This is a genomic window from Celeribacter ethanolicus (assembly GCF_002407265.1).
In the GTDB taxonomy this organism is placed as follows: Bacteria; Pseudomonadota; Alphaproteobacteria; order Rhodobacterales; family Rhodobacteraceae; genus Celeribacter; species Celeribacter ethanolicus.
The window spans coordinates 1495470-1515876 of sequence record NZ_CP022196.1 but is presented as its reverse complement, the minus strand read 5'-3'; the positions used below and the strand labels follow the sequence as shown (position 1 = coordinate 1515876).

The window sequence follows — 20407 nt, the reverse complement described above, 5'->3', positions numbered from 1 at the left end:
CGCGCCATGAGCCACGCCGAGGTGCAGGACTATTACGGCAAGGTGTTGCAGGGATCGCAGGATCTCAAGACCAACGCCTGCTGTTCGCCGGATGCGATGTCGGACGGGTTGAAACGCGCGCTTTCCAACATTCATGACGAGGTGCTGTCGCGCTACTATGGCTGCGGGCTGATCGCGCCTGCGGCACTGAAGGGCGCGCGGGTGCTCGATCTCGGCTCCGGGGCCGGGCGGGACGTTTATGCGCTGTCGCAATTCGTGGGCGAGGACGGCGCTGTCGTCGGCGTCGACATGACCGAGGAACAGCTTGCTGTCGCCCGCCGCCATCAGGACTGGCATGCGGAGCGCTTTGGCTACGCCAAATCCAACGTGGAGTTCCATCAAGGCTATATCGAAAAGCTCGACGATCTGCCGTTGGAAGAAGGCAGTTTCGACGTCATCGTTTCGAACTGTGTTCTGAATCTCGCCATGGACAAGCCCGCCGTGCTGCGCGAGGCCTATCGTCTTCTGAAACCCGGCGGGGAGATGTATTTTTCCGATGTCTACGCCGATCGCCGTGTGCCGGAGGCGCTGCGTGCCGATCCGGTGCTCTACGGCGAATGCCTCTCCGGCGCGCTCTATTGGAACGATTTCGAATATATGGCCCGTGCCGCCGGGTTTGCCGATCCGCGTCTTGTGACCCATCGGGCGCTCACGGTCGAAAATCCTGCGCTGGAGGCCAGGGTCGCCCCGATCCGGTTCATCTCCGCCACCTATCGTCTGTTCAAACTCGATCTCGAACCGGAATGCGAGGATTACGGCCAGGCGGTGATCTACAAGGGCACGGTGCCGGAGATGCCGCATGTGTTCGACCTCGATGCCGGGCATCAGATCGAGACGGGCAAGGTCTTTCCGGTCTGTGGCAACACGTTCAAGATGCTCGCCGACACGCGTTTTGCACCGCATTTCGAGTTCATCGGCGATTTCTCCACCCATTACGGCATTTTCGCAGGCTGTGGCGGCACCAGCCCCTTCGACAGTCTCACCGAGACCGGCGCGCCCGCTTCGGGCGGCTGTTGCTAAGGCCGTTGCCGCCTGATAGGGAAGTTGAGACTTTTCGTCAGACAAAGACCGCACCTTTGACCGAGCCCGTGACCGATCCCCGTTTGGAAATCCGCAACATCCGCCGCCGCTTTCAGGGCCGTGAGGTGGTTTCTGGCGTGTCGCTCAAGGTGATGCCGGGGCAGGTGACCTGCCTGCTTGGGCCGTCGGGCTGTGGCAAATCCACGACGCTGCGCATCATCGCGGGCGTCGATATGCAGGATGAAGGCGAGATCTACGTCGACGGCCAACTGGTGTGCGATACGGTATTTCGCGTGCCGCCGGAACAGCGTTCTATCGGGCTGATGTTTCAGGATTTTGCACTTTTCCCACATTTGTCGGTCTCCGAAAACGTTGGTTTCGGCCTAAAAGGCCACAAATCCGACAAGAAGCCCCGGATCGAAGACCTGCTCGACAAGGTCGGGCTTCTGTCGGCCTATGACAAATATCCGCATGAGCTGTCGGGCGGCGAACAACAACGCATCGCGCTGGCCCGTGCGCTTGCGCCGCGTCCCTCGATCATGTTGATGGACGAACCCTTCTCCGGCCTCGACGAGCGGTTAAAGGACGATATTCGCGACAGCACGCTCGACGTGCTCAAGGCGGAGAACACCGCTGTTCTGCTGGTGACTCACGAGCCGCACGAAGCGATGCGCATGGCCGACGAGATCGCGCTGATGCGGGACGGGCGCATCGTCCAGCAGGGTGCGCCCTATAATATCTATAACGCGCCGACGGATCGCAAGGCGGCGGCCTTTTTCAGCGACATCAACGTGATCCATGGCACGGTTCAGAACCTTGCCGTCACCACGGCCTTCGGGGAATTCTTTGTCCCCGGTCAGCCGGACGGTACGGAGGTGGAAATCGTCATCCGGCCACAGCACTTGCGCATCGACTTCGACCGCGCCGGGCGTGGCCCGAACCCGACGCCGCAGGACGGCACGCCCGCGCGTGGCGTGGTGCAACGGGCGCGGTTCATGGGCCGCGAGAGCCTTGTGGAATTCAAAATGGATTTCGACGGTTCGGTGCTCAAGGCGACGGTTCCCTCGGTCTTCCTGCCGAAACCGGGTACGCCGATGTGGCTGATGATGCGCCGGGACCGGTGTTTCGTCTTCCCTGTGAATACGTAACCGACGCTACCGGGCCTCGAAAACCTTGGACGCTTTCTGAATCGCGAGGAATTCAGCCAGCGTTTTCCCTGGCTCGTCGCGAAACTGCGCGCCGGTGTCGATGGTGCTTTCGATCCGGTCGACGCGAAAGGTGCGAAAATCGTCACGGGTTTCGCACCAGGCGGACATGGTCCAGACCCGGCCCCAGTAATCGAGCTGCAAGGGCCGCACCAGTCGGGTGGTTTTCGTCCCGTCCAACGACAGATAGGCGATGCGCAGGACCTTTTTTTCCCGCACGGCCGTCCGCAAAAGCGGCATGTGGCGAAACCCGGTGCGCGCGTCGGCGAAGGCAAAGGGATGCACCGCCATGCCCCAACCGGCGGCGGGCGGGCCGGTGTTTTCCGGCAAAACCGCGTCGATCTTCGCGGCAAGGCTTTTGGCGTTGCTGGCAAGGTCCGGATCGGTCGCCTCGCTCAGGATCGCGACGGCGAGGTGCAGCGCCTCCAACTCTCCCATGCTCAGGTTCATCGGCGGCAGGGTGATCGGTGAAGTGACCATGTAACCGACGCCGCGCTCGCCCTCGACCGGGACGCCCGAAGCCCTGAGTGTCGCCATATCGCGCCAGATCGTGCGCTCGGACACCTCGACACGTTCCGCCAATTCCCGCGCGGTATGCAATTTGCCATCGCGAAGGATCTGGATGAGATCGAACAGGCGGTCGCTGCGCCGGATGCCGGTTTGCTTGCGACCGCCTGCCATGATCAGACCGTGACCGCTGCCGTGCTGCGGAACAGCGAGACGGGTGCATGCGCCATCTGAACGCTGTCGCGTGCGACCAGGGCCATGAAGGCCTGCGCCTCGGGTGCGGCCATGAAACCTGCATCGGCCGCCTTGGCTGCCGCCTTATTGGCCCAGATGTAATCTTCGCGCCAGAGGCCGGTCTCGTCGCGGTACAGCGTGCGGGCACACAGCCCCGGACAGCGGTTGAGATAGTCGTCAAGTTCGCAGGCCACCGCCATGAACTCCGTCTCCGTCACACCATCTTTCAGGCGAAAGGTAACGGTTTCAAGTATTTGAATGTCAGTCATCGTTTTTCTCCGATTCGGTTGCGATGATCTGAGACTGCGCGCTCATAACTGACATAAACCTGTCAGTTGAAGAGTTCCACCTTCATATCTCGCGCCAATGTTGTGCAACAGGGCCGCAGGCGCGATTTTGCGCTTTTCCTTCCCTGTCGAGCCTTCTAATTCTGGGACCCGCGAGATTAGACAGACGGGCCAATGCCCCTCTCAGATGGAGACTGACATGCTCAACAACATCGGCCTTCCGGGCCTCCTGCTCATCGCCGTCGTGGTGCTGGTCCTTTTCGGCCGCGGCAAGATCTCCGGCCTCATGGGCGAGGTCGGCAAAGGCATCACATCCTTCAAGAAGGGCGTGGCCGAGGGCACCAAGGAAATCGAAGACGAAGCCGCTCAGGTGGCGAAAGACGTCACTCCCGAAGACGAGAAAGACAAGGTCTGAGCCTTTTCTGCTTGGACTTTCGGGGCGGGGCGACCCGTTGGCGTGGCTTTTAGACAAGGCGGTGCGGGATGTTTGACATCGGCATGTCGGAACTTCTGATCATCGGGGTCGTGGCGTTGATCGTCGTCGGCCCCAAAGACCTGCCGGGCATGTTCCGCACGCTCGGGCGGTTTACGGCGCGGGCGAAATCCATGGCACGCGAGTTTTCCCGTGCGATGGAGGCAGCGGCCGATGAAACAGGGGTGAAAGAGGCGGCGGACGCTTTGAAGGGCGCGGCCAATCCGAAGAAATTCGGCCTCGACAAGCTCAATGAAGCCGCCGACAAGTTCGAGAAATGGGACCCGACCAAAGCGGCGGACGGCAAGGCCGCGGCGAAGACGACGGCGCTCCAGAAAGACGAGCTGAGCCCGGAGCGGGCCGAAGCCGCCCAGAAAATCTCCGATGCGGCGGCGAAGAAGGCGACCGAGCGGCTTCAGGCCGAGTTGGATGCCGAAGAGCAGGCGAAGAAGGACGGCGAAGCATGAGCGACAGCGACATCGACGACAGCAGCGCGCCGCTGATCGAACACCTCGCAGAATTGCGTACGCGGATCATTCGCGCAGCGTTGGCGTTCATCATCGCGATGGTGATCTGTTTCGCCGTGGCGGGGCCGATCCTCGATTTCCTGCTGATCCCGATCGAGAAAACCATGCGGTCTCTGGGCAACCCGAACCCGGTGATGCAATACACCGCGCCGCAGGAATATTTCTTCACGCTGATCCGTATCTCCATGGTGGGCGGTCTGGCGCTGGCCTTCCCCGTGATCGCCTATCAGCTTTGGCGTTTCGTCGCGCCGGGGCTGTATAAGAACGAGAAAAACGCCTTCCTGCCGTTCCTGATTGCCTCCCCGGTGCTCTTCCTGATGGGGGCGGCTTTTGCGCAATTCGTGGTCGTGCCGCTGGCGATGACCTTTTTCCTTGGCTTTGCCGATCTGCCGTCCTTTGTGGGGGCGCTGGTGACCAGTGGCGGCGATGTGGCGACCGCGACCAAGGACACGGGCATCGACATCGTGTTCAACGGTAAGGTCAACGAAAGCCTTGATATCACGTTGAAAATGATCGTGGCCTTCGGGTTGTGTTTCCAGCTTCCAGTGCTCTTGACCCTGATGGGCAAGGCTGGCCTCGCCTCGGCACAGGGGCTGCGCTCGACCCGGAAATATGCCGTTGTCGGCATCCTGACCGTCGCTGCCCTCGTGACGCCGCCGGATGTGACGACCCAGCTCATTCTCTTCACCGTGGTTTACGGCCTTTATGAAATCTCGATCTTCCTCGTCGCCCGCGTCGAAAAGAAACGCACCGCTGAGCTGCGCGCCGCCGGTGTTCTGGACGAAGACGAAGACCTGTTTTCCGAGTTCGACGATGAAGACTAAGCTCCTGAAACGAATCGCCGAGGCGATGGAACGGATGGCGCCCGCGCCTCTGGCCGCGCCGGATTTCGACGCTGCCGACGCCTATGTCTGGCAAACCGATCCGGACGCGCTTCAGCCCGTCAGCAAGGTTTCCCGTGTGGATATTTCGCTCCTGATCGGGGTGGACCGGTCGCGCGATACGCTTCTGGACAACACCCGCCAGTTTGCCCGAGGCCTCCCCGCCAACAACGCGCTGCTCTGGGGCGCGCGGGGCATGGGGAAAAGCTCCCTCGTCAAGGCGGTGCATGCGGCGGTGAATGCCGAGGGGACGCCGCTCAAGATCGTCGAGATGCAGCGCGAGGATCTGCCTTCCGTGGCGCGTCTGCTCAATCTGCTGCGTGGCTCCGGGTATCGTTTCGTGCTGTTCTGCGATGACCTGTCGTTCAGCCATGACGACGAGCATTACAAATCGCTCAAGGCGGTGCTCGACGGCGGGATCGAAGGCCGCCCCGACAACGTCCTGTTCTATGCCACCTCGAACCGCCGCCACCTGATGCCGCGCGACATGATCGAGAACGAGCGCAGCTCTGCGATCAACCCCTCCGAGGCCACGGAGGAAAAGGTCTCCCTGTCTGATCGCTTCGGGCTGTGGCTCGGCTTCCATCCCTGTTCGCAGGATGAATATCTGGCGATGATCCGGGGCTATTGCACGGAATACGGCGTCGAGATCGACGATGAGACATTGCGCGCCGAAGCTATCGAATGGCAGGCGACACGCGGCTCGCGGTCGGGCCGTGTGGCATGGCAGTTCTTCACCGATCTGGCTGGACGCAAGGGCATCAAACTCGGCTGAGTATATGAGTCATCAGAAAGCCTCAAAAAACGAAACCCCGATGTGTGAAGCACATCGGGGTTTTTCATGAGGTTTTCTGATGGTCTAAATACTCAATCCCGATCAGTTCAGGTAGGGCGTCGGGTCGACCGTCTGGGTGCCCTTGAAGACCATGAACTGCAAGGCGTTGAATTCGTTGGCCGTCACTTTGGCAATCGTCTGGCCGCGTTTGACGCTGTCGCCCTTGTTCACCGCGATGTCGTCGATGAAGCTATAGGCTGTCTGCAACCCGCCGCCATGGTCGATGACCATGATTTTCACCCCGTCGGCATTGGTCGAGATCAGCTTGACCGTGCCGTCCTTCGCGGCTTTGACCGGGGTTCCGGCCGTGGCGGCGAAGAGGATGAATTTCGATTTCGTCTTGTCGTAATCGCGGATGATCGCGCCGGAGACGGGTTTCGTCATTTCCGAGGTGGTGCTGGTCTGGGTCGCGCCGAGATCGGCCGCCGGTTTGGTCGTCGCGGGCGCGGGCTGGGCCGCGGCCGGATCGGGCAGCGGCTCGGAGGCCGAAGGCGGCGTCGGCGTTGGCGAGCCTTGCCCCGGTTCGGTTTCGGCGGGGGCTGTCGTCACTTCGGAGGCCTTCACCGGGATCAGCAGGTAACGCCCTTCGGTGACGGCGAGATCGGAGCCGAGCCCGTTCCAGTCGGCGAGCGCGCGCACGGAGATGCCGTATTTGCGGGCGATGGAATAGGCGGTCTCGCCGCGTTGCACCTGGTGACGCACGGGTTCCATGCCCTCGATGGGATCGGAGGCCTTCGCCTGTGTCATCGTGGTGGTTGTCTTGGTCTGGCCGGTCTGGGCATTGCTGAGGCCTTCTTCAGCCAGTGCGGTGATGTCGATGCGCTCGCCCGTGGCGATGGTGCCCGCGCGTGTGGCGCCGCCGTCGACACGGCGGGGCAGGGCGATCACTTCGCCTTCGCGGAGCGTGACGTCCTCGGTGATGCCGTTGTAGCGCGCAAGGTCTCCGGCAGGCAGGCCGGTGCGCGCCGCGACCGAGGCGATGGTGTCGCCGCGTTTGGCGATGGCCACCTGATAATTCGGATAGGAAATGATGCCCTGCGCGTTCGGCGTCGGTTTCGCCACGGTTTTCGCCTCATTCGCGGCGGGCGCGGTGGAGAACGCATCGGTCATGCCCCGAAGATCGAAGTCGATCGGCTTGTCGCAGGCGGTCAGCGCCAGAGCGGCACAGCCGGCAAACATCAGGCGCAGGGTCTGGCGGGAAGGGGAAATCGTCATGGCTCTGTCCTCGGTTCGGACCCCGCCTCTCTCATGGAAGCTTTGTCCTTTTTACATTCGTGACGCTGGTTCTGTGTCACGCTCACTCCTGACCCATCCCCTCGACGAGGGGCACGAAACGCACGGCGCGCAGTTCTTCGTAATCGAAACCCGTTTCCAGCCGCGTCACCTTGATCAGGCTCTGCACGGCATCGGACTGACCTACCGGCAGAACCATGATACCGCCTGTTTTCAACTGCGCCAAGAGGGGGCCGGGAGGGTCTTCGGCGGCGGCGGTCACAAGGATGCGATCAAACGGCGCCTGATCGGGCAGGCCGAAGGAGCCGTCGGTGGGCATCGACGTGATGTTGACGATGCCGAGCCGGTCGAAGATCGCCTGGGCTTCGCGCACCAGTCGGATATAGCGGTCGACCGTATAGACGCGGCGGGCGAGGTGGCTCAGGATCGCGGCCTGATAGCCCGATCCGGTGCCCACTTCCAGGACCTTGTCGCGCGGTTGCACGTTCAAAGCCTGGGTCATCAGGCCGACGACGGAGGGCTGCGAAATGGTCTGGCCGCAGGCGATGGGCAGCGGCATGTCCTCATAGGCGCGGGCGGTGAACAGGCCTTTGACGAAATCGCCCCGGTCTACCTTTTCCATCGCCGAAAGCGTGCGCGCATCCGTCACGCCCTTGGACCGGAGCGTGTAGAGGAATTGCATCTGGGTTTCGGCATCCATTGCCATCAGAGGGCGGCCTCCAGAGCGGCGAGCGCATCATGGGCGGTCAGATCGGCGCGCATCGGTGTGACTGAGATATGGCCCTCGAGATTGGCAGTGACATCGGTGCCCGGGCCGGTGTCGACCGATTGCTCGGACCCGCGCACCCAGAGGAACCGCCGCCCCGTCGGAGACACCTGTCCTTCCATCACGAAGCCCGCGGTCTTGCGCCGACCCTGGCGGGCAACGAGGATGTCTTTCACATCAGAGGCCGGGATCGGAGGGAAATTCACGTTGTAGAACAAACGGTAAGAATCTTCCTCGCCCCAGGGCGCATGGTCCAGAAGATGTTGGATGACGCGTGCGCCATGGACGGCGGCAGCCTCGAACGGGTCCTCTGCTTCGTAATTGCGCGGGCCGAGGAATTGCGACAGGGCGATGGCTTTCACGCCCTGAAGCGCGGCCTCCATGGCACCACCTATGGTGCCGGAATACATGACGTTTTCGCCTGCATTGTTGCCCCGGTTGATCCCGGAAAGCACCAGATCGGGACGGCCCGGCAGGATGTCGTGGAACCCCGCGAGCACGCAATCCGCAGGCGATCCCTCGGCGGCCCAGCGGCGGGGGCCGAGTTCGGAAATCATCGTCGGATTGGCGTAGGAAATGCAATGGCCGACGCCGGATTGTTCGAAGGCCGGTGCGACGGTCCAGACCTCGCCCCCGGGGCCGGCGATCTCGGTCGCGATGGCTGCGAGCGTCCTGAGGCCGGGGGCGTTGATGCCGTCGTCATTGGTGATCAAAATACGCATGGGGCCGCTTTCTGTTGTCTTGCTTTCCTCCTTAAAGCAGGCACGGAATCGCGGCAAGCCACGGCCCTCAAAAGAGCCGCTGAAACCTTGGAAAAGCCGGGTTTTGACCGGTTCAGAGCAGCCCGGCCTGTTTCAGAAGACGCGGGGCCTCGTCGCGCGGGTGTGTGAGGCCGGATTTGTCCTCGCCCGGGAAGAACCGCGCGCGTGTCGCGGTGGGCATCGGTGCGGGCGTCAGCACATGGATGCGCGGGGCTTTCTCGACCTGTGCGGTTTCTGCCTGCCAGCTTTTCGCCATGGCGATCTGCGCGGCTTTCGAGGCCCCATAGGCGCCGAAGAACTTTTCGCCCGCATGCGGATCGTCGAAAAACAGCACATCGCCCGGCGTCGCGGCCATGTTCAGAAGCGGCGAGACCATGGGGATCAGCTTACCGGTGGCGATGACGTTCGTATTCATCGTGCGGTCGAAATCCTTCGGGTCCATATGGTCGGCGGGCGACAAAAGCTGAGTGTAAACAGCGGTATGCGCCCAGAGGTCGAGATGCCCCCAGCGGTCGTAAATGCCGCGACAGAGATGCGCCATGGCGTCCGGGTTGGTGATGTCCATGGGGGCAAGCGTCGCCTGACCGCCACGGGCCTTGATCCGGTCGTCGAGCTCTTCAAGCGCGCCCGTGGTCTTGGCGACGGCGACGATGTGATAGGCGGGCGCGAGCGCTTCGGCGAGGAAGAAACCAAGGCCGCGCGAGGCGCCGGTGATGAGGGCGATTTTCGTGTTCTCTGTCATGACAGCGGTGTGGCGTTTGCGGGGGCTTGCGTCAAGTGGGTTTGAGCGCGCTGCGATCCAGTGTCCCGGTGGCCTCGTAGAGATCGAGAAGCTGGTCGAGGGAAATTTCTTTGGTCTCAATCGCTTCCACCTGTGGGCGCGCAGCGCCGTCGCCGAAGGTGAGGGTCACGGCGCTGTTCAGCGCGGCCATGGGAGAAAGATCGTTGGCCAGGCTTGCCGGTGTCTCGGCGGGCACGGGGCCGCCGTCCAACAGTTCGAGATAGGCGTAGAACGCAGGGTGCGGCACCTCGGCCCAAAGCGCCACCATCAGCGCCTCGTCCGAGCCGCGAATGGGCAGGGCGAGCGTGGCACGGAGGTAGCGTTTGTTGCCCAGACGGCAGAGCTCGGAGGCCAGTTGATCCTCGCCTGCCTTGACGAAGGGCTGATCGCCACGGGGCTCATGGAGCCACTCGGACGGGTGATCGAAGCCGATGTCGATCACGCCGCCAAAGGCGCCCTCCGGGTCGGTGAGCGCCCGCCAGCGGGGATCGAGATCGAGCAAATTTGCCATGTCGGATTTCCGTCGGCTTTCTGTCGGACTTTTGTCGGACCCCTTGCAGGGCGCCTGCGGGCGGCGACGTTATTCCGCCGCCGTTTTCATCTCGAAGCCTTTGGCGATCATGTCCGAGGGCACGACCGGATATTCGCCGGAGAAGCAGGCGTCGCAATAGCGCGGCGCTTTCGGGTCACGGCCCGCAGCCACACCGGCGGCGCGATAGAGCCCGTCGAGCGAGATGAACTGAAGGCTGTCGACGCCGAGATATTCGCGCATCTCCTCGACCGACATTTTGGCGGCCAGAAGCTTGTCCCGATCCGGCGTGTCGACGCCGTAGAAACAGGGCCACATGGTGGGCGGAGAGGCGATGCGGAAATGGACCTCGGCGGCGCCGGCGTCCAGAAGCATGTCCTTGATCTTGCGCGAGGTGGTGCCGCGCACCACCGAGTCGTCGACGAGGATGATGCGTTTGTCGCGAATGAGCGCGCGGTTGACGTTGAGTTTCAGACGCACGCCCATGTTGCGGATCTGTTCGGACGGCTCGATGAAGGTCCGGCCCATGTACTGGTTGCGGATGATGCCCATGCCGTAGGGGATACCGCTTTCAAAGGCAAAACCGATGGCCGCCGGCGTGCCGCTGTCGGGCACCGGACAGACGAGATCGGCATCCACGGGGGCCTCTTTCGCCAGTTCCACGCCGATCTGACGGCGGGTCTCATAGACCGAGCGGCCTTCGAGGATGCTGTCGGGGCGGGAGAAATAGACATGTTCGAAGATGCAGAAGCGCGACGCCTGCTGTTCGAACGGTTTCGAACTCGTGACTTTGCCATTGTCGGAGATCACCACCATTTCGCCGGGCTCGATCTCGCGGACAAACTCGGCGCCGATGATGTCGAGCGCACAGGTCTCGGACGACAGCACATAGCCTTTGTCGCCGACTTTGCCCAATACGAGCGGGCGCACGCCACGCGGGTCGCGCACACCGATGAGTTTGGTGCGGGTCATGGCGACGACGGAGAAGGCGCCCTCGACCCGGCGCAGCGCGTCTTTCATCCGCTCGGGGATGTTGCGTTGCAGGGAGCGGGCCATCAGGTGAATGATGCATTCGGAATCGGAGCTGGACTGGAAAATCGAGCCGCGCTCGATCAACTCGCGACGCAGCGCCTCGGCATTGGTGATGTTGCCGTTATGGGCAATCGCCGCGCCACCCATGGCGAATTCACCGAAGAAGGGCTGCACGTCGCGGATTGCGGTGGTGCCTTTGGAGCCTGCGGTCGAATAGCGGACATGGCCGATGCCGATGGAGCCGGGCAGGGTTTCCATCACCTTTTGCGAGGTGAAATTGTCGCGGACATAGCCAAAGCGGCGGGCGGAGTGAAATCCGGCCTCGGGGTCGTAGGTGACGATGCCGCCCGCTTCCTGACCGCGGTGTTGCAGGGCGTGAAGGCCGAGCGCGATGAAGGAGGCGGCGTCGGTGACGCCGATTGCGCCGAAGACGCCGCATTCCTCTTTGAGCTTGTCATCGTCGAACGGGTGAGACGGGGGCATGGTGCGCATGAAGCCTGGCTCCGAATCCTGTGGCGGGCGTTTTCGCCCCTCCTTTAAGCCCTCAGGACGCCAGTGTCACGAAAGGATCACATAGCTTTTCGTCACACCCTCTGTGAAAGGGAGGCCATATCGGGCGGGATATGAAAAAGGCGACCCTCGGGCCGCCCTCTTTGTCATTCGGTGCAGGTCGAGACCAGGGCCTCGTAGCGTTGGGTGATCCAGTCCGGCGCGCTGTCCGGCAGGCTCTCGTCGATCTTGTCCTGCGAGCGGGCAAAGACCTTGGCGGTGCGGGAGTTCTCCAGCACGTCGATCGGATCGCCGGTGGAGACGCGATCCACGATCACCAGCGCGATGGCCACGAGCACGATGCCGCGCACCACGCCGAACAGGAAACCGAGCCCCTGGTCGATGCCGCCCAGAGCCGAGCGTTGCACGGCGGAGGAGAACAGCGGCGTGAAGACGGAGACGATGATGAGCGCCAGGGCGAAGACCGCGAAGAAACCGGTGATCACCGACAATTCGCAGGACCCCGCGATGTAATCGCCCAGATAGGGCACTTCCTTGACCAGTGGCACGGCCTTGGGGGCAAAGATGTAGCCGAGAATGGCCGCCACGATCCAGCCAGCGATCGCCATGCCTTCACGCACGAAGCCGCGCGAATAGGCCAGAAGCGCCGAGACGATGATGACCAGCGCCACGATGCCGTCGATGATTGTAAAGCCGTCCATGGGCGCCTCACTTGTTATTTTTCCGGGGACGCGTCAGCCCGCGCCGAAGACCTCTCCGACAAAGCCCACCAGATCGCTCATCTGACGGATCGCCATGCCGCTGTTTTCGCCCGCTTTCGATTGCGACGGGGCGATGGCCGAGGAAAAACCAAGTTTTCGCGCCTCTTTCAACCTGTTTTCGGTTTGACCGACCGGTCTGAGACTGCCGGAGAGAGAAAGTTCCCCGAAAACCACACAATCTTTCGGCAGGGCGGCGTCTTCGCGGGCCGAGAGAAGGGCGGCGGCCACGGCGAGATCGGCGGCGGGTTCGGAGACCTTCATGCCGCCCGCTACGTTCAGGTAGACATCGAGCCCCGCAAAGGGAATGCCACAGCGCGCCTCCAACACGGCGAGGATCATGGCAAGACGCGAGCCGTCCCAGCCCACCACCGTGCGCCGGGCCTGAGCGTGGGGCGAGGGGGCGACGAGGGCCTGAAACTCCACCAAAACCGGCCTTGTGCCCTCAATTCCCGCGAAAACCACCGATCCGGGGGCGGGTTGGTCGCGTTCGGACAGGAACAGCGCGGAGGGGTTGGTGACCTCGGACAGCCCGTCACCGGTCATCTCGAACACGCCGATTTCATGCGCGGGGCCGAAGCGGTTTTTCACCGCGCGCAAAAGCCGGAACTGATGCCCGCGCTCGCCTTCGAAATAGAGCACGGTGTCGACCATATGCTCGACCACGCGGGGGCCTGCGAGCTGGCCTTCCTTGGTCACATGGCCGACGAGGACGACGGAAACGCCACGGGTTTTGGCAAAGCTCACAAGTTCGTGCGCGGCGGCGCGAACCTGCGACACCGACCCCGGCGCGCTTTCGACATTGTCGGCCCACATGGTCTGGATGGAATCGATAATGACCAGATCGGGCCGCTCCGCCTCAAGCGTCGTGAGAATGTCGCGCAGGTTGGTTTCCGCACCGAGCTGTACCGCAGCCTCTTCGAGCCCAAGCCGCTGCGCCCGCATCCGGACCTGCGCGCTGGCCTCCTCGCCGGAGATGTAGATCACCTTGAGACCGGCGCCTGCAAACCGGGCGGCCGCCTGCAAAAGAAGCGTGGATTTGCCGATACCGGGATCGCCGCCCACCAGAATGGCCGAAGCGGGGACAAGCCCGCCGCCCAGAACCCGGTCGAATTCCTCCAGCCCGCAGGCGGTGCGTGGCGGCGGCGCCTCTTTTGTGGCGAGCGTGGTCAGCGGGATTTCCTTGCCGCGCATGCCGCCCAGCGTTTTCGTGGTCGGCCCGGCGGAGGAGAGCGGTTTCTCCTCGGAGATCGTGTTCCACTCGCCGCAGCCGTCGCAGCGCCCGGACCATTTGTTGGTCACCGCCCCGCAATTGGAGCAAACGAAGTTCTTCTGTGCCTTGGCCATCTGCGGCTCCCGGGTTGTTCTTGCTTCGTTCTAGTCGTTCAAGCCCCGCCGGTTCAAGCGGTCTCTTGTTCCTTTGCTGCAAAAATACTCAATCCGAGGCTCGCCAGCACGCAAAACGTGAACAGATACAACCCCCAACCCACTTCGACCCGCCCGACGCCGATGCCCTTGGCGAGGGTGATGTAGATCGCAACCAGGAACACATCGGCCATCGCCAGACGCCCGAGCCGAAACAGCCATGGTTTCACGCGGGCAGGCAGACGGCCGGAAAGTAGTCCTTCGAGCGCGATGACTTTGGTGATGGGGGCGATCAGGGCGAAGAAAATGACCACGAGGGCTAGCGGAATGTCCTTGTCCCAGAGACTCACGATGCCCGAAAGGACGGAAATTTCCGAAAGGCCAAAAAGCGGCAACAATCCTGCGCGCATCAGCGGTGCAACCCATGCGATGGGGAAGAGGATCAGGAGCGCGAGATTGGCGAGGCGGAGCGGGGTCATGGCCCTACCGCAGCGTCTCGATCGGACCGTTCGGGGAGCCGGTGATGAACTGGCGCAAGTAAGGATCGTCGGCTGTGTCCATCTCGGAGACCGGCCCGTGCCAACGAATTTTGCCCCGGTGCAGCATGGCGACCTTGTCGGCGATGGCGCGCACGGAGGTCATGTCATGGGTGATGGTGACGGCGGTCGCGCCCATTTCGACCACGATCTCGCGGATCAGCTCGTTGATCACACCGGCCATGATCGGGTCGAGGCCGGTGGTCGGTTCGTCGAAGAAAATGATCTCCGGATCGGCGGCAATGGCGCGGGCGAGGCCCACGCGTTTCTGCATCCCGCCGGACAGCTCGGCGGGAAAGAGATCGGCCACATCGGGTCCCATGCCGACGCGGCGCAGCTTCTCGATGGCGATTTCTTTGGCTTCGGCGCGCGGGCGCTTGAGCGAGCCGCGCAACAGCCGGAAAGCGACGTTTTGCCAGACCGGAAGGCTGTCGAACAGGGCCGCACCTTGGAACAACATGCCGAAGCGGGCGAGGAAGGCATCGCGGTCGCCGGTCTTGGTGATGTCTTCGCCATCGACCATGATCGTGCCCTGATCGGGGGTGATCAGCCCGAGAACGCATTTCAGCGCCACGGATTTGCCGGTGCCGGAGCCGCCGATGATGACACAGCTCTCGCCCTTGGCGACATCGAGATCGACGCCGCGCAGGATTTCTTTTGCCCCAAAGGCCTTATGCACGTCGTGAAGGCGGATCATGTCGCGAAAAACGCCTGTGTCAAAAGGAAGTTGGCGGCGAGGATCAAGACGGCTGCGGCCACGACGGAGGATTTCGTCGCCTGGCCCACGCCCTGCGCGCCGCGCCCCGAGTGCATCCCGAAATAACAGCCCATCAGCGTGGCGATCACGCCGAAGGCCGCGCCTTTGACCAGCGAGGAAACGATGTCGTTCGGTTCAAGGAAATCGACCGTGTTCTTGAGGTAAACCGCGGGGTTGAAACCCAGCGACTGCACGGAGACGAACCAGCCGCCGAACACGCCGATGGCATCGCCCACTGAGACCAGAAGCGGCACGGTGACGAGACCGGCGAAGACGCGGGGCGCGGTCAGGTATTTCATCGGATCGGTGGAGAGCGTCACCAAAGCGTCGATCTGCTCGGTGACCTTCATCGTTGCGATCTCGGCGGCGATTGAGGAGGTGACGCGGGCGGCCATCATCAATCCGACCATCACCGGGCCGAGTTCGCGCACGACGCCAAGCGCCACGATCTGCGGCACGACTTGCTCTGCGGAGAACCGCGCGCCGCCAGCGTAGATCTGAAGCGCAAGCGCGCCGCCAGTGAAGACGGCGGTGAGGCCGACGACGGGCAGCGACAGATAGCCGACGTGCAGCAGGGCATGCAGGAATTCACGGGCGTAAAACGGCGGGGTCAGGATATGGCGAAAGGCGGCGAGGGCAAAAAGCCCCACCCGGCCCACCGTTGCCAGCACGGACAAAACGCCCGCGCCAAGCGCGGCCAGAGGCCGGGCGATCACGCTCATCCGATATAGCGGCGCTGATAGCGCGCGCCGAGCGAGGTCAGGATTTCATAGCCGATGGTTTGGCCGATGGTGGCGAGATCGTCGACAGTCTGATGCGCGCAGAGAAGATCGAGCGAACGCGGCACCTGATCGAGATGGGTGATGTCCACGGTGATCAGGTCCATCGAGACCTTGCCGACGAGCGGGCAGGGGGTCTCGCCATCGAACAGCACGGCTTTGTTAGAGATCAGCCGGGTGATGCCATCGGCGTAACCGCAGGCCACGGTGGCGATGCGCGAGGGCACTTCGGCGGTCCACATGTTGGAATAGCCGACCGTTTCGCCGGGCTGCACATCGCGGGTCTGTATCACCGGGCATTCGAGGCGCACGACGGGTTTGCCGTCCTCATAGGGCAGGCCGCCGTACATGCCGATGCCGGGGCGCACCAGATCGAAATGGTAGTCCGGCCCCAAGAGGATGCCGCCGGTGGCTGCAAGCGCACGACGCACTTTGAGCCCGTCGGTCATCTCGCGGAAATTCTTGAGCTGATAGGCGTTCATCTCGTGCTCGGGCTCATCGGCACAGGCCAGATGGCTCATCACGAGATCGGGTTTCGCCTTCATCACCAGATCCTTCACCGCGTCCCATTCGACGGGTTCAAGGCCGAGACGGTTCATGCCGGTGTCGAGCTGGATGCCGAAAGGACGGCCCGGCAGCGCTTCGAAATGGCGGGTGATCTGGTCGAGCGAGTTGAGCATGGGGACGAGGCCCATGTCGCCGATCATGTCGGTGTCGCCGGGCATATGCCCGCCCAGAACGCCGATCCAGGGTTTCGGTCCGACCGCCTCGCGCAGCACGACGCCTTCTTCGGCGGCGGCGACGAAAAAGGATTTCACGCCGGTGCGCATCAGGGCGCGGGCGACCTTGCCGACCCCCAACCCGTAAGCGTCGGCCTTGACCACCGCAGAGGTTTCCACCGTGTCTGCGGAGAGCTTGTCGAGCGCGCGCCAGTTCGCGGCGAGCGCATCGAGATCAATATGAAGAGTAGAGGTGCCCATGGGTGTTTATTGGCCGCCGCCGCCGAGAGTCGCAAGCGCTATTCGGTGCGGGGCTTACTCGTAGTCGAAATTGTTATGAAGTTCCTTGGCGAGGTTGCCAAAGCGGGTGAACTGCGCCTCGAAGGACAGCTCGACGGTGCCGATAGGCCCGTGACGCTGCTTGCCGAGGATGACTTCGGCCTTGCCGTGCAGGCGCTCCATGTCCTGCATCCATTTTTCCATGGCTTCGAGATTGTCGTCATCGGGCTTTTCGCGCTCTTTGTAATATTCGCCACGGTAAACGAACATCACCACGTCGGCGTCCTGCTCGATGGAGCCGGATTCGCGCAAATCTGAGAGCTGCGGGCGTTTGTCGTCGCGGGATTCCACCGTCCGGGAGAGCTGCGAGAGCGCAATCACCGGGATGTTGAGTTCCTTGGCGATGGCCTTGAGACCCATGGAAATTTCGCCGATCTCCTGCACCCGGTTGCCCTCGGTCCGCGACGTGCCGCGCACCAGTTGCAGGTAGTCGATGATCAGCAGGTCGAGCCCGTGGGTCCGTTGCAGGCGGCGCGCGCGGGCGGCAAGCTGCGAAATCGGGATCGAGGGCGTGTCGTCGATGTAAAGCGGGCAGGATTCGAGGGTCTTGGCGGCATCGACGAAGCGGCGGAATTCGTCCTCCGTCATGTCACCCTGTCGGATCTTGTGCGACGAAATCTCCGAGGCTTCAGCCAGAATACGCGCGGCGAGCTGTTCGGAGCTCATCTCGAGCGAGAAGAAGCCGACAACGCCGCCCTCGACTGCGCCCTGTTTGCCGTCGGGCAGGGTGCCTTTCTTGTAGGCCTTGGCGATGTTGAAGGCGATGTTGGTCGCAAGCGAGGTTTTCCCCATCGAGGGACGCCCGGCGAGGATGATCAGGTCGGAGGGGTGCAGACCCCCCATTTTCTTGTCGAGATCCACAAGTGCGGTGGGAATCCCCGCCATGCCGCCGCCGCGTTCATAGGCGGCGTTGGCGTTCAGCACGGCCTGGGTCACGGCGGAGAGAAACGAGGTAAACCCGGTTTCGCCCTTGCCCTGTTCGGCCAGAGAATAGAGCCGCTGTTCGGCGGCGACGATCTGTTCGCTCGGGTCGCGCGAGTCAGACCCGGAGGCGGCGGAGCCGGAGATTTCATTGCCCAGCTCGATGAGCTGACGGCGCAGGAACAGATCGTAAATCAACTGCGCATAATCGCGCACCGCATAGGTCGAGATCGCCGAGGCCGCGAGCCGCGCCAGATAGGCCGGACCGCCCAGCTCGCGCAGCCCCTCGTGATCCTCCATATAGGCCTTGAGCGTCACCGGCGAGGCCAGCATGTTTTTCGACACGCGCTCGGAAGCTTTCTCGAAAATATCCTTGTGAACCGGATCGAAGAAATGCTCGGGCGAGATGATCGAGGCGATCTTGTCGAACACGTCGTTGTTGGTCAGAAGCGCGCCCAGAAGCTGTTGCTCGGCCTCGATATTGTGCGGCACAGCGCCCGCGTAAGGCGTGATCACGAGCCCCTTCGCGGGAGGCGTGGCCTCACCGTCGTGGTTGCGCACATCCTGAAGATTGGCGATTTCGCTCATGCGTCCGGTTCCTGCTCTCTTCATCTGATTTTGGCGGCTGCCGAGTCGGGCTGCTGCCTGATCCCGCGAGTCGCGTCCTGCTTGCGGTCCGTCCTGATTACCCGGCTGGGGCACGGGTTTCAAAATGTATAACCTGTGGAAAACTCCGCTGCGCTGTCGCATGGCGGATAACTGCCTGAGGCCAAAGCGAAACGCCGCCCACGGGGGCGGCGCTGAAATTTTTCGCAACAGGCCGGGGGTCAGGCTTTCTTGTGCTTTTCCTGCCAGGCATGCGGCGCGCCGAGGAAGTGCTCGACCTCCGCCAGAGCCGACGCGTCGAAGGTTTTCTGGCGTTTCGCCTCTTCGAGTACGTCCCACCAGGTGCAGAGGCTGATCAGCTTGACGCCGTGATCCGCCAGACGCTTTTCGGTGTCCGGGAAGATGCCGTAGTAGAAGATCACCGCCGTCCAGTTGCAGGTCGCGCCGGTGTCGCGGATCGCGTCGACGAAGGAGAGTTTCGAGCCGCCATCGGTGGTCAGGTCCTCGACCAGCAACACGCGCTGATCCTCGGACATTTCGCCTTCGATCCGGGCGTTGCGACCGTAGCCTTTGGGTTTCTTGCGCACATAGGTCATCGGCAGGCCGAGACGGTCGGCGACCAGCGCGGCAAAGGGGATGCCCGCGGTTTCGCCGCCGGCGATGTTGTCGAACGCTTCGAAGCCCGCTTCGCGCATGATCGAGATCGCCATGAAATCCATCAGCGTCGAGCGGATGCGCGGGAAGGAAATCAGCTTGCGACAGTCGATATAGGTCGGCGAGGGCAGACCGGAGGCGAGGATATAGGGCTCTTCCGGGCGGAAGTTCACCGCGCCGATTTCCAGGAGCATGCGCGCCGTCAGACGGGCGATTTCGGTTTGATCGGGAAAGGAGGAGGGGATCATGATCGGTCCTTCGTCTTAGGCGTCCACGCTCCAGTGGAGCGGCATCTGCGGGTCGAATACGGTCACGGGACCATTGGCGCTGTCGATCTTGGCCGGGTAGGTGACGGGCGCGCCCTTGCGGAGCGTGATCGTCGCCTCGTTGAGCGGCAGGCGGTAGAAATTCGGCCCGTTCACCGAGGTGAATTTTTCGAGGTTTTCAAGTTTGCCTTCGCGCTCGAACACTTCGGCGAGGATCGACATGGTGTTGGTCGCGGTGAAGCACCCGGCACAGCCACAGGAACTTTCCTTGTCGTGATCGAGATGCGGGGCGCTGTCGGTGCCGAGGAAGAAATGCGCGTCGCCCGAGGTCGCCGCAGCGACGAGGGCAAGGCGGTGGGTTTCACGTTTCGCCACCGGCAGGCAGTAGTAATGCGGTTTGATGCCGCCGACGAGGATGTGGTTGCGGTTGATCACCAGGTGATGCGTGGTGATCGTGCCGCCCATGTCATCGCCCTGAGCGGAGACGTAATCGACGCCGTCCTTGGTGGTGATGTGCTCCATCACCACGCGCAGGCCGGGGGTCTTGCGGCGGATCGGGTCGAGCACGGTGTCGATGAACACGGCCTCACGGTCGAAGATGTCGACCTCGGGGGTGACGACCTCGCCATGGGTGCAGAGCGGCAGGCCGATCTCGGCCATTTTCTCGAGCACGGGGCGCACCTTGTCGAAATCGCGCACGCCGGAGGCGGAGTTGGTCGTCGCGCCCGCCGGGTAGAGTTTGACGGCTTTCACCAGACCGGAGGCATGGGCGGCGGCCACGTCCTCGGGATCGGTTGCCTCGGTGAGATAGAGCGTCATCAGCGGCTCGAAGGTGCCGCGGCCCGGATTGGCCTTGAGAATGCGCTCGCGATAGGCCGCAGCCTCCGCGCCGGTGACCACCGGGGGCACGAGGTTCGGCATGACGATGGCGCGGGCGAAATGGCGCGCGGTTTCGGGCAGAACGGCCTCCATCATCGCGCCATCGCGCAGATGCAGATGCCAGTCGTCGGGGCGGCGGAGCGTGAGTGTGTCGGTCATGGCCTTGCCTTAGCGCGATCCGGGACAAAGCGCCAGATGGTGCGGGGCCC

The 20407-nt window shown here is 62.8% G+C and carries 23 protein-coding genes; 6 read left to right on the top strand and 17 right to left on the bottom strand.

The features are described 5' to 3' along the window. Positions 1-6: 6 nt before the first annotated feature. Both CEW89_RS07395 and CEW89_RS07390 read left to right on the top strand, forming a co-directional pair. The gene (locus CEW89_RS07395; protein WP_096805456.1) at positions 7-1059 is read left to right on the top strand and encodes a methyltransferase domain-containing protein; all 1053 of its coding nucleotides are present in this window, start codon (positions 7-9) and stop codon (positions 1057-1059) included. 56 nt (positions 1060-1115) lie between these two features. Next, on the top strand, positions 1116-2207 hold the full coding sequence (locus CEW89_RS07390) for an ABC transporter ATP-binding protein (protein ID WP_096805455.1): 1092 nt from the start codon (positions 1116-1118) through the stop codon (positions 2205-2207). Between the two features lie 6 nt (positions 2208-2213). On the opposite strand, the gene CEW89_RS07385 is transcribed toward CEW89_RS07390, so the two are convergent. Both CEW89_RS07385 and CEW89_RS07380 read right to left on the bottom strand, forming a co-directional pair. Then, a complete protein-coding gene (locus tag CEW89_RS07385) occupies positions 2214-2945 on the bottom strand; it encodes a helix-turn-helix transcriptional regulator (protein ID WP_096805454.1) in 732 nt (243 codons plus the stop codon). A gap of 2 nt (positions 2946-2947) precedes the next feature. After that, positions 2948-3274 (bottom strand): hypothetical protein, encoded by a 327-nt coding sequence (locus tag CEW89_RS07380; RefSeq protein ID WP_096805453.1) that lies wholly within the window; start codon positions 3272-3274, stop codon positions 2948-2950. A 217-nt stretch (positions 3275-3491) separates the two neighbouring features. Between CEW89_RS07380 and CEW89_RS07375 the strand changes: the two genes are divergently transcribed. The 4 genes from CEW89_RS07375 to CEW89_RS07360 all read left to right on the top strand — a co-directional run bounded on the left by CEW89_RS07375 (position 3492) and on the right by CEW89_RS07360 (position 5947). Continuing rightward, the gene (locus CEW89_RS07375) at positions 3492-3707 is read left to right on the top strand and encodes a twin-arginine translocase TatA/TatE family subunit (RefSeq protein WP_066704041.1); all 216 of its coding nucleotides are present in this window, start codon (positions 3492-3494) and stop codon (positions 3705-3707) included. A 68-nt stretch (positions 3708-3775) separates the two neighbouring features. Beyond that, entirely contained in the window at positions 3776-4231 is a 456-nt protein-coding gene (gene tatB / locus CEW89_RS07370; RefSeq protein WP_096805452.1) for a Sec-independent protein translocase protein TatB, read from the top strand. Beyond that, the gene (gene tatC, locus CEW89_RS07365; protein ID WP_096805451.1) at positions 4228-5115 is read left to right on the top strand and encodes a twin-arginine translocase subunit TatC; all 888 of its coding nucleotides are present in this window, start codon (positions 4228-4230) and stop codon (positions 5113-5115) included. The genes tatB and tatC overlap by 4 nt, the downstream gene beginning before the upstream one ends. Beyond that, positions 5105-5947 carry an ATP-binding protein gene (locus CEW89_RS07360; protein WP_096805450.1) on the top strand — a complete coding sequence of 281 codons (843 nt, stop codon included), beginning with the start codon at positions 5105-5107 and terminating at the stop codon, positions 5945-5947. The genes tatC and CEW89_RS07360 overlap by 11 nt, the downstream gene beginning before the upstream one ends. 102 nt (positions 5948-6049) lie before the next feature. Here CEW89_RS07360 and CEW89_RS07355 read toward each other — a convergent pair whose 3' ends face one another. From CEW89_RS07355 to pyrC, 15 genes are all read right to left on the bottom strand, one after another. Further along, positions 6050-7222, bottom strand: coding sequence for a LysM peptidoglycan-binding domain-containing protein (locus CEW89_RS07355; RefSeq protein ID WP_096805449.1), 1173 nt, complete (start codon positions 7220-7222; stop codon positions 6050-6052). 82 nt (positions 7223-7304) lie between these two features. Then, complete coding sequence (locus tag CEW89_RS07350) at positions 7305-7946, bottom strand: protein-L-isoaspartate(D-aspartate) O-methyltransferase (protein ID WP_066704022.1); 642 nt, start codon at positions 7944-7946, stop codon at positions 7305-7307. Next, positions 7946-8728 carry a 5'/3'-nucleotidase SurE gene (gene surE / locus CEW89_RS07345; RefSeq protein WP_066704019.1) on the bottom strand — a complete coding sequence of 261 codons (783 nt, stop codon included), beginning with the start codon at positions 8726-8728 and terminating at the stop codon, positions 7946-7948. Before surE ends, CEW89_RS07350 begins: the two co-directional genes overlap by 1 nt. Positions 8729-8840: 112 nt before the next feature. Continuing rightward, on the bottom strand, positions 8841-9509 hold the full coding sequence (locus tag CEW89_RS07340; RefSeq protein WP_066704016.1) for an SDR family NAD(P)-dependent oxidoreductase: 669 nt from the start codon (positions 9507-9509) through the stop codon (positions 8841-8843). Between the two features lie 31 nt (positions 9510-9540). Then, positions 9541-10059, bottom strand: coding sequence for a DUF2199 domain-containing protein (locus CEW89_RS07335; protein WP_096805448.1), 519 nt, complete (start codon positions 10057-10059; stop codon positions 9541-9543). 69 nt (positions 10060-10128) lie between these two features. Next, positions 10129-11601 carry an amidophosphoribosyltransferase gene (gene purF / locus CEW89_RS07330; protein WP_066704010.1) on the bottom strand — a complete coding sequence of 491 codons (1473 nt, stop codon included), beginning with the start codon at positions 11599-11601 and terminating at the stop codon, positions 10129-10131. 164 nt (positions 11602-11765) lie between these two features. After that, positions 11766-12320 (bottom strand): CvpA family protein, encoded by a 555-nt coding sequence (locus CEW89_RS07325; protein WP_066704007.1) that lies wholly within the window; start codon positions 12318-12320, stop codon positions 11766-11768. 33 nt (positions 12321-12353) lie between these two features. Continuing rightward, entirely contained in the window at positions 12354-13724 is a 1371-nt protein-coding gene (gene radA, locus CEW89_RS07320; protein WP_066704004.1) for a DNA repair protein RadA, read from the bottom strand. 53 nt (positions 13725-13777) lie between these two features. Then, complete coding sequence (locus CEW89_RS07315; protein ID WP_096805447.1) at positions 13778-14221, bottom strand: paraquat-inducible protein A; 444 nt, start codon at positions 14219-14221, stop codon at positions 13778-13780. A 4-nt stretch (positions 14222-14225) separates the two neighbouring features. Then, entirely contained in the window at positions 14226-14975 is a 750-nt protein-coding gene (locus CEW89_RS07310) for an ABC transporter ATP-binding protein (protein WP_066703998.1), read from the bottom strand. Further along, complete coding sequence (locus CEW89_RS07305) at positions 14972-15757, bottom strand: MlaE family ABC transporter permease (protein WP_096805446.1); 786 nt, start codon at positions 15755-15757, stop codon at positions 14972-14974. Before CEW89_RS07305 ends, CEW89_RS07310 begins: the two co-directional genes overlap by 4 nt. After that, positions 15754-16794, bottom strand: coding sequence for an alanine racemase (gene alr / locus CEW89_RS07300; RefSeq protein WP_096805445.1), 1041 nt, complete (start codon positions 16792-16794; stop codon positions 15754-15756). Before alr ends, CEW89_RS07305 begins: the two co-directional genes overlap by 4 nt. A gap of 54 nt (positions 16795-16848) precedes the next feature. Further along, on the bottom strand, positions 16849-18381 hold the full coding sequence (locus CEW89_RS07295; RefSeq protein ID WP_081423785.1) for a replicative DNA helicase: 1533 nt from the start codon (positions 18379-18381) through the stop codon (positions 16849-16851). Positions 18382-18620: 239 nt separating this feature from the next. Continuing rightward, positions 18621-19301, bottom strand: coding sequence for an orotate phosphoribosyltransferase (locus CEW89_RS07290; RefSeq protein WP_066703992.1), 681 nt, complete (start codon positions 19299-19301; stop codon positions 18621-18623). 15 nt (positions 19302-19316) lie between these two features. Continuing rightward, positions 19317-20357 carry a dihydroorotase gene (pyrC, locus tag CEW89_RS07285; protein ID WP_096805444.1) on the bottom strand — a complete coding sequence of 347 codons (1041 nt, stop codon included), beginning with the start codon at positions 20355-20357 and terminating at the stop codon, positions 19317-19319. Positions 20358-20407 lie beyond the last annotated feature (50 nt).